Here is a 13141-nt window from a genome sequence, read left to right on the forward strand (position 1 = left end):
TTCCTCCCTCAACCTACTGGGGCCATGCAAAGCCAACGAGCTCTTCCACTTCGGCTCTGAAGCGGCTTGTCCATACATTCTGCTGACTTAACAGTGTCATTATAGGTTGATGTGCATCTGGTTGCTCACGCATCTGTTTAGCAATGGGTACATACCGATCTTCACGACCTCGCAGCAGATTAAACAACAACTCATGCGCAAGCGGCATCAGTCGCAGGGTATACGAACCCACTTGTGCTACTGGTGCATGCAGAGCAAGAACATGTTCAATCTCGATACGGTACCAACTTTTGCGAGCCCAAATTTCGAAACCACCAACCAGTTCCAGCGCACATGCACCAACCTGATAGTGGCTAAGTAGAGAAGCATAAGGTCCTGTCTTATCCACTGTAGGCTCGTCAAGCATTTCCCCCGGAGCGAATCGGTGAAGTTCTTTAGCAGCAGCAACATCCGCATAGATATCAATATCTCTGGGAGCCTGTTGCAACTCCACCCCCTGAAGCAGCAACCCACAGCTTCCTCCAAGCAACCAAGTCTGAGGCTGCGTGTTCCAGGCTTTGGCCGTTTCCAGCAAAGCCGCGTGTAATTCCGGATAACGCTCTGTCCGACCCTCCGTATCATGCGGCCCCATAGGCTCACACTCCCCTCATCCGTGTTCATTGTGTCAGTTCTTATGATGTGCTTATGCGGATGTTATCCTTCAGGCATAGGAAGTCAGGTCAGAGATGCGATTCCACCGAAAAAACCAATCAGCATAATCAAAAATGCAATCAAAGAAAGAATCCCCCGTATAATGCCTTTTGTTTTGGCACGAGCAAACGTAATCAAGAATACAGATAGTCCCATAATGAGGATGGCGACCAATGACAGCCACATCTTGTCCATTGCGCTCATAATCCAGCAGTCTCCCCTTCAGTCCGATATTCATCACTGACACTGTGACAATTGCAACCATTATAACACGAAATTCAGCTTAACTTTCCAAAAAAAAGACAAAAAAGCAAGCCGGCAGAAGCCGACTCGTCTTTTTGTCTTACTGGATCACCTGCACAAGCAGGCGTGATCTATTATTTTTTCATCATCATTTTCATTAACGATTCCATACTGCTCGGATTCAATCCGCTTTTCTTGACCGCACTCACAATATCCTTAACCGTATCCTCAGATACCGGAACTTTCGCCATGGCGGATACTTGTTTGATCAATTGGCGCAACTGAGCTTCATTCTGAATCGTCGTTGGTTTCACCGTGCTTGCCAATTTCTTGACGGCACCTTCTGTTATCGTTTTACCCGTTTTCTTGTTGATTGCATTCAGCGCATCTTTGGAAATGTTGTTACCCATTCGTCTCCCCTCCTCCGGCAATACTCATGTGTATAGTATGAGTCCGCGGCAGAAAAGGTGAATAAGCTTCTTATTTCACAAGGTGCGTTTAGGATGAGTACAATCAGGAATGCCATTGCTCCCAGGTTTCAAGCTTCATGACTTCCATTTCAGTTTTCGGGTCACGTCCCATCAAGGCTTCAACCGCATCTCGCGGCTGTCTCTCTTGGAATAAAACGTGATACAACTGATCCGCAATCGGCATTTGCACACCGTATTTTTGCGAGATGAAATAGGCAGCTTGCGTGGTTCGAATGCCCTCCACCACCATGCCCATGGACTTCAGGACATCATCCAGCTTCTGTCCTTGGCCTAGCATGGAGCCTGCTCTCCAGTTCCGGCTGTGCTGACTTGTAGCCGTTACAACCAAATCTCCGATTCCGGCAAGTCCCGAAAACGTTAACGGATTTGCGCCCATCTCTACACCAATACGTGTGATCTCTGCCAAACCGCGAGTTAACAACGCTGCTTTGGCATTATCACCGAATTGAAGACCATCGGACATGCCTGCACCAAGAGCAATAATGTTTTTGAATGCGCCTGCCAGTTCAACACCAAGCATGTCCCGATTCGTGTACACACGGAAATAGGCATTCATAAACAAAGCCTGGGCCGCCTCGGCAGATGCCTTATCCAGTGAGGCCACAACAACTGTCGTTGGGCAGCGCTTCACCACTTCTTCCGCATGGCTTGGGCCAGAAAGCACAACAACACGTCCTTCTTCACATTCCAGCTCTTCTGAAATGACTGTGGACATGCGTTTCAGGCTTTCTGTCTCAAAACCTTTGGTTGCATGAACGATTAACATCTCAGGCTTATAATAAGCCTTAAACTGATTCGTAACTGCACGCATGGCTGAAGAAGGTGCAACAATTAACACAGCTATAGCACCTTCCACTGCAGCTTCCATATCATTGGTTGCCTGAATCCGAGGAGAAAGCTCCGCATCCGGAAGATAGCGAGTATTGGTGTGCTTGCTATTGATTTCCGTAGCCTGATCTTCACCACGTGTCCACATCATCACGTCCAAGTTATTGGCGGCGAGTACACTGGCCAGAGCCGTTCCCCAGCTCCCAGCGACCAGAACAGCAACTTTTTTAGACAACTCGTTTACCCCCTCCAGGGTTTTTCGATCCCAATTTATTTTCCTGTCCTTTGGCGAGCTTCGCAATATTGGTACGATGTCTCCAGAACGCAAACAGACAAATAATCAGACTCCCCCAGAAGATATTCATTGAATATCCGGGTAATACCAAAATAAAGATGGGTGTAAATGCTACAAAAATTAGAGACCCCAATGAAACATATCGTGTCAATACAATAGACAGAATGGCGATCACCCCAGCACATAACGCAGGCAGGAAAGCAAGGCTTACCAGAACACCAATGGCAGTCGCAATTCCTTTTCCTCCACGAAAATGGAAGTAAAGCGGCCAGTTATGTCCTGCAATGGCTGCTATACCACTGAGTGCAGGAATCCAGGCAGAACCGTCGCCCAACCAGATTCCAATCCATACAGCTGCAACACCCTTAAGTACATCAAGCAGCAGAACAGCAATTGCCGGTCCTTTACCCAAAATACGCAACGTATTGGTAGCTCCTGCGTTTCCGCTTCCGTGCTGACGAATATCGATCCCCCGTATCGCTTTTGCAAGGAGGACACTAAAGCTGATTGAACCGAGCAGATAACTCAGTACAATCGCTGCGATTTGTAGAATCACACACTTCTCCCCTAACTTTCGTCGGACTTCTTCCGAGTAAATATTCGAATTGGTGTTCCTTCGAAATCAAACGCTGCACGGATTTTATTCTCCAGATAGCGCTCATATGAGAAGTGCATCAATTCAGGATCGTTCACAAAAACAACCATGGTCGGCGGCTTAACAGCAACCTGAGTCACATAGTTAATTCTCATTCTCCGTCCTTTATCCGTTGGCGGAGGGTTAATAGCCACTGCATCCGATACCACATCGTTAAGTAGATGCGTTTGTACACGTAACGAGTGTTGCTCCGCTACATGTTTTACAACTGGCAACAGTTTTTGTAAGCGTTGTTTTGTGAGGGCTGACAAAAATACGACCGGAGCATAAGTCATAAACAGGAAGTGATCCCGAATTTTTTTCTCAAACTCTTTCATCGTCTTGTCATGCTTCTCTACCACGTCCCATTTGTTTACGACAAACAAAGACGCTTTACCAGCTTCGAATGCATAACCTGCAATATGCTTGTCCTGTTCAATAATGCCTTCTTCACCATTAATGACAATCAGCACAACATCAGCACGCTCAATCGCACGCATGGCACGCATTACACTGTATTTCTCCGTTGTTTCATATACTTTACCACGCTTACGCATACCTGCTGTATCAATCAGCACGTAACGTTGGCCGTCTTTTTCAAAAGGTGTATCAATCGCATCCCGAGTCGTTCCAGCCACGTCACTGACAATGACACGCTCTTCACCCAGAATCGCGTTAACCAGTGAAGATTTACCCACGTTCGGTCGTCCGATCAGAGCTACACGAATGACATCCTCATCGTAAGTCTCTTCCTCAAGTTCAGGCAATTTTTCCACAATCGCATCAAGCAAATCACCTACACCTGTACCGTGACTTCCGGATACGCCGATGGGATCACCGAAGCCGAATCCATAAAACTCATAAATGAGTTCACTTCGTCCGATATTATCCACTTTGTTAACGGCTACAACAATAGGCTTGCCTGAGCGGTACAACATCTCTGCGACTTCTTCATCCGATTGCGTAATACCTGCTTTTGCATCACACATGAATACAATAACATCCGCTTCTTCAATAGCGAGCTCAGCTTGCATCCGGATTGATTTTAAGATGACATCCTCACCATCAATTTCGATACCACCTGTATCAATAATACTGAATGGTTTACCGTTCCATTCGCCGATTCCGTAGATCCGGTCACGGGTAATGCCCGGCTTGTCTTCCACAATGGCCAGTCTGTCGCCGATGATCCGATTGAAAATGGTGGATTTACCCACGTTCGGTCGTCCGACAATTGCCACAACGGGTCTTGCCATACATTCCACTCCTCCTGTCCATACTTACGATACTCATCATAGCAAAAAAGATATGTCTTGGCTAACGTTTCATGCCAAAATACTCGCAATAAAAACAATCGGCGAACCCGCCTGGGGCTCGCCGATCTTGCTTTTATTATTCAGCAAAATATGCAGTATATAACTAAGAACCATGCATTGTTAACTTATTTGAATTTGCTGAGTTTGTCACCAAACAGTTCGCCGAGCGTAGTGCTCATACCTTGATTGTTCAAGGAAACGTTTGGATTGTTGATTTCTTCACGTGGAGCATTGTTTCTTGCAGGTCTTTCTGACTTTTGTGGTTGAGCTGGAGCTTCTTCTGTTTCTTTGATGCTCAAGCTTACACGTTGCTCAGAAGGGTTCATGTCCAAGATTTTAACTTGAACTTCCTGTCCTTCTTTCAGCACTTCATGAGGAGTGCCGATGTGTTTGTGGGAGATTTGCGAGATATGCACAAGTCCCTCAACTCCAGGAGCGATTTCAACAAATGCACCGAAGTCTACCAGACGTTTTACAACACCTGTTACGATATCGCTGGAATTGAATTTTTCGCTTGCTGTTTCCCAAGGACCTGGTTGAACAGCTTTCATGCTCAGGCTGATTTTGCCTTTTTCAGGGTCAACTTTCAGCACTTTCACACTAACTTTATCACCTTCAGACAGTACGTCGGATGGTTTCTCAACGTGTGTCCAAGCCAACTCGGATACGTGAACCAAACCGTCAACTCCGCCCACATCAACAAATGCGCCGAATTGAGTCAAACGTTGTACTGTACCTTCGATGACTTGACCTTCTTGCAAACCAGCCATAACAGTAGCTTTGTTTGCTTCGAATTCTTGCTCCAGTACGTCTTTTTGGGAAAGGATCACTTTGTTGTTCTCACGGTCGATCTCTTTCACTTTAACACGCAGTGTGCGTCCTTTGTAGTCGCTGAAGTCTTCAACGAAATGGCGTTCAACCATGGAAGCCGGGATAAATCCACGTACGCCCACGTCTGCTACCAGACCGCCTTTAACAACGTCACCTACAACAACTTCGAATACGTCTTGGTCTTCAAAATGCTTTTGCAATTGATCCCATGCGTTTTCGCTGTCGATTGCACGTTTGGACAGAACGAGTTTTTCTTTCTCGTCGTCGATGCTAAGAACTTTAGCTTCAACTTCTTGTCCAACTTCTACTGCATCAGACGCGCTGTCAACATGCAATGAAGACAGTTCACGAATTGGAATGACACCGTCATATTTATATCCAATGCTCACATAGGCTTGGTTATCTTCCAATTTGACGATGGTTCCTTTTACGGTATCTCCTTTTTTCAAGGAAACGAATTGATCCAACTCATCTTGGGTTGCTTCTTGATTTTTCATTTCTTCCGACATGTCAAATACCCTCCTCAATTCAAAAACCCCATTATATTCAAACCTGCCTGTAGCAGAGTTCAAAACACTTTCATCACTGAGCACTACCACTTAGTCTCCCTCAAAAATATGGAAACATGCACTCAGCTACTGACGAAGCCATTACTTGCTTGGCACGCCCGTTTGCACCATTTCGTTAATCTTGGACATAATCTTCTCAGTCGCTTTCTCCAGAGCTTCTCCGGATGGGTCTTCCTTGAACTCGTCCAAACTTACCGGTGCTCCGTATACAACTTTCATCTTACGAAAAACCTTGTAGTTACCGATAATAGCAGTAGGAATAACAGTAGCGCCACTGCGGAGAGCAAAACTCGCTGCCCCTTTTTTGCCGATACCTCCATCATTGTGACGGCTTCCCGAGGGGAAAATTCCGAGCACTTCACCATCACGCAAAATATTGAGTGAGGTCTTGATGGATTCCTTGCTGACACCTCCACGTTTAACGGGGAAAGCGCCCACGGCTTTAATAATTCGGCCGAGTACCGGAATTTCAAACAACTCGCTTTTGGCCATGAAGCGCACCTGACGGCGAATTTTGATACCAACAGTTGGAGGATCGAAGTTACTAATATGATTGGAACATAAAAGTACGCCGCCTTCTTTCGGAATATTCTCCCGTCCAACGGCCTCCAAGCGGAAAAGAATGGTGTAAATGATCCGCAGTAATGTGCTGCAAAATGTGTAAATCATAGACCGATCTCTCCTCTGACCATTGTGCAATAAGATACGATTTTGTCAACCACTTCATGGATGTTCATCTTAGTTGTATCAAGAACGATAGCATCCTCAGCACAACGAAGCGGGGAAATTTCCCGACTCTCATCCAATTTGTCGCGGGTGGCAATGTCTCGCTCCAGTTGTTGCAACGTCAGTCCTTCAGAGGGGTCCAGTTCTTTGAAGCGGCGAAGCGCACGCTCTTCCACACTGGCAGTCATGAAGATTTTCACTTCCGCATCGGGCAGTACTGTCGTTCCGATATCGCGTCCATCCATGACGACGCCCTTGCGCAAAGCCATTTGCCGCTGAGTATCCACTAATTGCGTACGCAGCCCCTCGATTTGCGCATATCGGGACACGATTCCCGTCACTTCACGGGAGCGGATTTCCGAGGTTACTTCTTCCCCATTACAGAACACTTTCTGTCCGTCGGGATCCGGTTGTAAATCAATGACCAGCTTTTGGGCTTCCTGAAGTACCTGTGTCACATCTTCCGGTGTAATACCTTTCCGAAGCATATGCAAGGTTACCGCACGGTACATTGCGCCTGTGTCGACGTAGACATACGCGAGCGCCTCTGCAACCAATCGGGCCACCGTGCTTTTCCCGGCACCGGCAGGTCCGTCAATTGCAACGTTCATTTTCCCGTTCTCTGATGTGTTCTGGCTTGCCAACGGGGCATTCCTCCTCAAACGATAAACCTCAATAAAAAAACAGGCATTGCCTGCATCGTGAAAATTATACCACACTCTACACATGGATGCAAAAACAGACAAATCAACGACGTTTGTGATCAATCATCGTTTGCACTTGAATTGGCGTTCCTTCCAGACGATCGATAGTGGTCATATTCTTTTTGAATCCAGGTATTAACAACAGCAATTGATACACCACAAGCAGGATTAGAAGGGATGTGATCAGAATCATAACCCTCCTTTCCATTCGCCTGGAGAAAACATAGTAGAGTCGTTCATATCTGCGGGTTGCATGACGATGATTCATGACATATCCTCCGTTTTTTCCATTACGGTACCCGCAGTTTACTCTTTTTATGCCACAACATTCCTATTTCGTACGGTAGTCCAATTGACGTTCAAAACAGAACTTGATGATCTTCTGGCGTTCCGAATCTGAAATCTGTACAAATTTTAGCATGCACAGCAATCTGCCGGTTTCAAGTGTTTTGATCCGCACGACTTCGGCTTCAAAATTGACATGTTCAATTGTTGAATTACGATATGGAACAAGCAACCAGCATTTCAGCTTTTGACCTTCAGCGATTGAAAATCCTGCTTCGCCATAGATAGACAATCCACCGCCACCGATATCTTCAGTCAATCCGACGGCACGGGTCAGATCTTCACTCTGGATGGCCATTTCAAGGTTTGCGTGAACACGAAGAAAGCTGCGACGTTGTATTTTGGATATATCGCTTGGAAGCGGCTTTCGGATACGGACAAGACGGACCACATCCTCTTCAAATCCGGTGACATAAGTATTAAAATAATGCCGGACTCCATCCTCCGTAATATATGAAATGGACAATTCCTCACCAAAAAAGAGCCTTTTCAGACGGCTGCTTCCTTGTTGCATCGGGACCTCAATCAGAAAACTACTGTCATCCATATCTGCAATGCGTGATTTGTACTCTTTGTTTTCCTCTTTTTCATCTGCCGAAGCGATCTGGATGTATAAAATTTCATTTATTTTAGGAAACAATTGGTTCACCGCCACTTTATGTATTTATCTTCGTATGTACAAGGACTATTATACCATGACCTTTCTCACATTGAACAAGAAAAAAAACAGACCACATCGTGGTCTGCCGTCGTTGTTTGTGCCATTGAACATTCAGAGATCTCCAGCTGTTATGAGGTTGCGTTGACCGGTTTGATCTCCTCAACTGCTTCTTCGATACCTGTATTCGCATTAATGTATATCCGGTAACGAGAACCGTTTATTTTCCCTCCGAATTCATAACACAGCACCTCTTTGCTGTAATCATTTTCAATGAGGGATTTGCGAACATAATTTTCTTCAAACTCCGAATTAAGCTTTTGCCGCGCCTGTTGCTCCGTTAGAGTTGCTTTTGGAACTTTGCGCTTGTCATTATGTTCGTAGACAAAATCACTTGCCTGGAAGCCGGTTACTTCGCCTGTATCCAATCCAACGCGGACTGACATTTTTTCAGGATAAATCAAAGTGTCCCCTTGCTTATGCACATAAGTAAGGTTACCCAGATTACCGTATTCATCGTAGTTTACAGCCTTCATATCCTTATAGCCTTTATTCGTTAGAAATTGATCTGCTTTAGCCATGGCATCCTGACGTGATACCTTTTTGGTTCCAATCGGACGTGTATCACTGTAAGAGATCAGCATTCCGCCATTACGAGTGAAATCCATCATCAGTTTGCCATTCTTGGCATGATCAATCGTGGCCGTGTAGGACTCCCAGTCTGTTCCTTTGCCGTTCTCCTGCACTTGGATTTTGCTACTATCCGCATCAGAGAATTTCGCAGCCTTGCTCTGAATCTGATCTTTGGTCACCGGCAAGCCGTCCAATTTCTTAACTGAACGTTTTGCATAAATATTAGATACGGAAGGACCCCAATCAAGCTCCGGGTACTCCTGTACCTTTTTGTTAACGCTACGGAATCCATCGACGATTGTGTTGTCCATCGTTTGCTCTTGCGTTGCCATGGCGGTCTCCGCATCCATCCAGCGTAAACGGTCCGTGAGGACTTTCTGCTGTACATCCTGCAGATTCTTGGTAATCTCGGATGAATTCTGATACAGCTTTTTCAGGTTGCCCATTTCCTTCTCGCTTAGCGGTTCGTTCGTCAAGTCACGCATCGACGCTCGATAAGCAAAGTTGGAAATACGGGAGAGAAACTCCTCTGTCTCGTTAAATGGCAGCATGGTCAGTGGCAGTTGGTTGATCTCATTCTGCGCTTCACTGGTGAGTCGCCATACATTCATCAAACCTTTGCGATGCATCCCCTGTGATGTGGAGTGAACCGCCAAGGTGTTACCAATCTCCGAATGTAATTTGTCCATATGAAAAGATAAATCGTGAAAGGCACGCTGATATTGATTTTCTGCCTTGATCAGTATTGCATTCTTCTCCTGATTCTCCTGATAGCCCCATACGAGCGCACCGACCAGCAGGACCGCAAATATCGGAAACATAACTGAACTTAATCGTTTATACATCGGTAGAGTCTCCTTTCTTCTAAACCACTACCTCTATTGTGGATCGAAGAAAGATCTCTTATGCATGCGATTTCCAGTCCTTACACAAGCAGGCTACTAAAGTACCCTTTGGATCCTTCATTCAATTCAACTGAACCCCGGTTGCCATGCCTTCCTCTTCGATTTCGAATTGGTCCCTGTTATCACAGAGGCACTGCTTGAATCCTGTCTCAATCCGGCCACGTTCTTTCTTGCCTCGTAATGTAAATCGTTCACCGCATTGCTTACATCTGATTTTAATTTTGATTCTCATCACAACGATCCCCGTTTCTGTTGGTCATTTCCCGGGAGTTTTATCGCAAAATAAAAACACACCAGGGCCGCAGGCGCAATATGCGCTTTATGTCCACCAGTGTGTCCGTATTTTTATAATTTAACCTCTTCCTCCCGCTTCACAAAACGAAAAGGAGAACGGTTATTAGCGCGTGTGATTTTACCCATTGCCCCATACCACAGGCCCGCCATTAGTGGCGCTATAAACCACAACCAATGATTTACCATGGTGTTCATGATGACATCGTACAATGCATGCCAGAAAAAAGGTAATACGAGAGAAAGAACCAGGTACCACCGCTTTTTCTTGCCACCGATAAACTTGGCTTTACCCATGTAATAACCCATGATTACCGCAAACATAGCGTGCCCTGAAACAGGGAGCAGTGCCCGGAGGAACATGGCTGAGACGGATGCATTCCCCGCAAAGGCATACAACACATTCTCTACTGTGGCAAATCCAAGTGAAACAGCAACTGCATATAAGATACCATCATACGGCTCATCAAATTCGGTGTGATTATAGATGATATGATAAAGCACGAACCATTTGACGAATTCTTCCACACCACCTGAGATCAGAATGGCCTCAAGATAAGGATTATCCCCGAGCCACATCATCATGCCACGCTGAATAATCATCACAGGCAGTACCATCAGAATCCCCATGAGGAAAACCCGCAACACCATATGAAGTGGCTCATAATCATAACGGTCTTTCAGGTAAAAGTATGTTAACAAGGCGAGACCCGGGGCAACTGCTGCCGCTAAGACCGAAAACAAAAGCACCGAAATTCCCTCCTCTGACTAAAGACGCGATTACAACTAGAGATTAATCCTGGCGTTTGAAGTGGGTGCAGATAACATCAATCGCTTGTTCAGAAATAATAACCTTACCATACTCTTCCATAACTGCTGGAGTAACTGAAGAGCCTTCACCAAATTCAGCAAGCAAGGCGATCAATGCCGCATGTTTGGTGGAATCCACCTCATCTGGTTCCAAATGCAAGAACCACTTGTCTTTATAAGAATAAAGTCTCCCAGCATCCGTAACATGCTGACGCAACATATGCGCAGCTTCAATGAGCACTTCAAAGTCCTTGAACGCATAAACGATGGAATCGCTTTGCTCGAGTGTAACTTCCATTTCATATACTTCTTCAGGAAGATCATCTTCATGACCTGAACCATATTGTTGCGGATCATATTTTCCACGTGTGACAATGACAACCATCCCTTGAGCGGGAAGTGCGAATACTTCGACAGCAAGTGGACCAGTGGCATCAAATCCAAGTTCGGAATAGGCCTGATCCATCATTTCAGTGAACAGTTCATGAACCTTAGGTATTTCCTGCCACATATCTTCTTTTTGTATTCCGCGCTCGCTCAGATCGTCAAAGGTCAGGAAAATCCGTATCTTATCGTGACTTAGTCGTTCTATTTTCATACAGGATCTCCCCTTTATAAGCAAGTCTTATAACAGATTATGAAGCACAAAACAGTATGTGCTGAAAATAAATCTATGTAGTTATGTTATCATTTTATACCTCTAAATGCACGAAGTAAAATCGACAAAAAAAGAATCATTCCACAGCAAATCAATACTGTGGATGATTCTAATTGGAGGTTTTGGTTTATAAACCCGGTACTGTTGTGTTTGTTTGAGTTAAAATTTGCTCAACTTCATGCTTCACATCCGGATTAGTGCGAATAAAATCCTTGAGCATGCTCATATTCGCTTCTTTTTCCTGCGGAGTGATTGTGCTTACGCTTTTTGCTGCTGGGTTTTTGTGTGATTCGCCATGTTGATTTTGCTTGCTGGTGAACCCATCCATACCCGGGAAAGTCATCTCCATCATCTTATGTTTTGCCTGATCCATCATGTTTCGTGATGAACCCGAAGACAACATGGACAATTTGCCTTTGGACAGCCACGAACTGGCTGCAACGCCAATTACAATGCCCCAAAAAAAGGATGACGCCTTCATTACACCAACCTCCTTTAAGTGTTAAAATCACATGTAGTGTTTGCGGGAGCGAGCGATCTCATTCCGTATAAATACAGGAAAGCGAGTTGAAATCATGTTCAGACATACCGCCGCATTGATTATAGCTGCAAGTTTGCTGTTATCCGCCTGTGGGGCAGCGGAAGAAAAAACATCAGAAAATTCCGCTCCAGCGAGTGAACCCACTACCACAATTCAAGAAGAGCAAAGTGATTCTAACCCAAGTGAATCAGGAGAACCCGGAACCGGTGTGACCGAACCTTCAACGAGCGAATCAACTGCGACAGAAGAAGAACCTGACCCTTCGGAGCAGGTTTCTGCGGAAGAGAAAGTGGAACAAACGTATCATATGAATGAAAATTATTATATTAAACCGAATGATGAAACGAGCCCAAGCAAAGTGGTCTTGTTAACTTTTGATGATGGCCCCAAAGAAGAAAAAATGATTGCTTCACTAATCGACACTTTAGATAAACATAACGCTAAAGCGATATTTTTCGTCAATGGATATCGGGTGAAAAGTCACCCGGAATTGCTCAAACTCATCCATGAACGGGGTCAGATTGTAGGCAATCATGCCTGGGATCATGAGGATCTCAAAAAAATGTCTAACGCTGAGGCGTCAAAACAGGTTACAGATGTCCAGAAAATAGTGAAGGACACCATCGGGGAGGAACCGCAATTCTTCCGCCCCCCTTTTGGATCGGGTAATGATGCGCTGAAGGCGACTGTGAAGAAAAATGGCATGTTATATATGACCTGGTCTAATGGTTCGCTTGATTGGGATAAAAGCACCAAAAACAAACCGGAAAAAGTCATTCAAAATGTACTGGACCAGTTAAATCCCGGAAGCAATATTTTGATGCACGAGTTGCCATGGACAGTTGAAGCATTGGATGAGTTGCTGACCAAGCTCGAAAAGAAAGGCTATTCCTTTGTCAATCCGCGTGCTATTGAATTGGAAGCTCGTTAAATTGTAATTCTGCGCATCAAAATGAAACAGCCTTGATCCAGT

The 13141-nt window shown here is 45.2% G+C and carries 17 protein-coding genes; 1 reads left to right on the forward strand and 16 read right to left on the reverse strand.

Going from position 1 to position 13141, the window contains the following annotated elements; all coding sequences use genetic code 11:
- Positions 1-13 precede the first annotated feature (13 nt).
- From MKX75_RS18365 to MKX75_RS18440, 16 genes are all read right to left on the reverse strand, one after another.
- On the reverse strand, positions 14-631 hold the full coding sequence (locus MKX75_RS18365) for a hypothetical protein (RefSeq protein WP_339166330.1): 618 nt from the start codon (positions 629-631) through the stop codon (positions 14-16).
- 83 nt (positions 632-714) lie between these two features.
- A complete protein-coding gene (locus MKX75_RS18370) occupies positions 715-894 on the reverse strand; it encodes a DUF2768 family protein (protein WP_339166331.1) in 180 nt (59 codons plus the stop codon).
- 173 nt (positions 895-1067) lie between these two features.
- On the reverse strand, positions 1068-1343 hold the full coding sequence (locus tag MKX75_RS18375) for a stage VI sporulation protein F (protein ID WP_017687687.1): 276 nt from the start codon (positions 1341-1343) through the stop codon (positions 1068-1070).
- 103 nt (positions 1344-1446) lie between these two features.
- Positions 1447-2487: an NAD(P)H-dependent glycerol-3-phosphate dehydrogenase gene (locus MKX75_RS18380; protein WP_339166332.1), complete on the reverse strand. Its 1041-nt coding sequence runs from the start codon at positions 2485-2487 to the stop codon at positions 1447-1449.
- Entirely contained in the window at positions 2480-3103 is a 624-nt protein-coding gene (gene plsY / locus MKX75_RS18385; protein WP_062835203.1) for a glycerol-3-phosphate 1-O-acyltransferase PlsY, read from the reverse strand. The genes MKX75_RS18380 and plsY overlap by 8 nt, the downstream gene beginning before the upstream one ends.
- Positions 3104-3114: 11 nt before the next feature.
- Positions 3115-4437: a ribosome biogenesis GTPase Der gene (gene der / locus MKX75_RS18390; RefSeq protein WP_062835204.1), complete on the reverse strand. Its 1323-nt coding sequence runs from the start codon at positions 4435-4437 to the stop codon at positions 3115-3117.
- A 185-nt stretch (positions 4438-4622) separates the two neighbouring features.
- Complete coding sequence (gene rpsA / locus MKX75_RS18395) at positions 4623-5837, reverse strand: 30S ribosomal protein S1 (RefSeq protein ID WP_062835205.1); 1215 nt, start codon at positions 5835-5837, stop codon at positions 4623-4625.
- A gap of 141 nt (positions 5838-5978) precedes the next feature.
- Complete coding sequence (locus MKX75_RS18400) at positions 5979-6566, reverse strand: lysophospholipid acyltransferase family protein (protein ID WP_062835206.1); 588 nt, start codon at positions 6564-6566, stop codon at positions 5979-5981.
- Positions 6563-7267 carry a (d)CMP kinase gene (gene cmk / locus MKX75_RS18405; RefSeq protein WP_062835207.1) on the reverse strand — a complete coding sequence of 235 codons (705 nt, stop codon included), beginning with the start codon at positions 7265-7267 and terminating at the stop codon, positions 6563-6565. The genes MKX75_RS18400 and cmk overlap by 4 nt, the downstream gene beginning before the upstream one ends.
- A 103-nt stretch (positions 7268-7370) precedes the next feature.
- Positions 7371-7595: a hypothetical protein gene (locus tag MKX75_RS18410; RefSeq protein ID WP_339166334.1), complete on the reverse strand. Its 225-nt coding sequence runs from the start codon at positions 7593-7595 to the stop codon at positions 7371-7373.
- A gap of 63 nt (positions 7596-7658) precedes the next feature.
- Positions 7659-8312, reverse strand: a complete 654-nt coding sequence (locus MKX75_RS18415) for a flagellar brake domain-containing protein (protein ID WP_062835209.1) — start codon at positions 8310-8312, stop codon at positions 7659-7661.
- 149 nt (positions 8313-8461) lie between these two features.
- Entirely contained in the window at positions 8462-9808 is a 1347-nt protein-coding gene (ypeB, locus tag MKX75_RS18420; RefSeq protein ID WP_062835210.1) for a germination protein YpeB, read from the reverse strand.
- A gap of 121 nt (positions 9809-9929) precedes the next feature.
- Entirely contained in the window at positions 9930-10100 is a 171-nt protein-coding gene (locus MKX75_RS18425) for a hypothetical protein (RefSeq protein WP_167350887.1), read from the reverse strand.
- A gap of 113 nt (positions 10101-10213) precedes the next feature.
- The gene (gene prsW / locus MKX75_RS18430) at positions 10214-10909 is read right to left on the reverse strand and encodes a glutamic-type intramembrane protease PrsW (RefSeq protein ID WP_062835211.1); all 696 of its coding nucleotides are present in this window, start codon (positions 10907-10909) and stop codon (positions 10214-10216) included.
- 43 nt (positions 10910-10952) lie between these two features.
- The gene (locus MKX75_RS18435) at positions 10953-11567 is read right to left on the reverse strand and encodes a genetic competence negative regulator (protein WP_062835212.1); all 615 of its coding nucleotides are present in this window, start codon (positions 11565-11567) and stop codon (positions 10953-10955) included.
- Positions 11568-11754: 187 nt separating this feature from the next.
- Positions 11755-12108, reverse strand: a complete 354-nt coding sequence (locus MKX75_RS18440; RefSeq protein WP_339166335.1) for a hypothetical protein — start codon at positions 12106-12108, stop codon at positions 11755-11757.
- A gap of 94 nt (positions 12109-12202) precedes the next feature.
- On the opposite strand from MKX75_RS18440, the gene MKX75_RS18445 reads away from it, so the two are divergent.
- A complete protein-coding gene (locus MKX75_RS18445) occupies positions 12203-13099 on the forward strand; it encodes a polysaccharide deacetylase family protein (protein WP_339166337.1) in 897 nt (298 codons plus the stop codon).
- Positions 13100-13141: the final 42 nt, after the last annotated feature.

Source organism: Paenibacillus sp. FSL R5-0341, from assembly GCF_037975235.1.
In the GTDB taxonomy this organism is placed as follows: Bacteria; Bacillota; Bacilli; order Paenibacillales; family Paenibacillaceae; genus Paenibacillus; species Paenibacillus amylolyticus_A.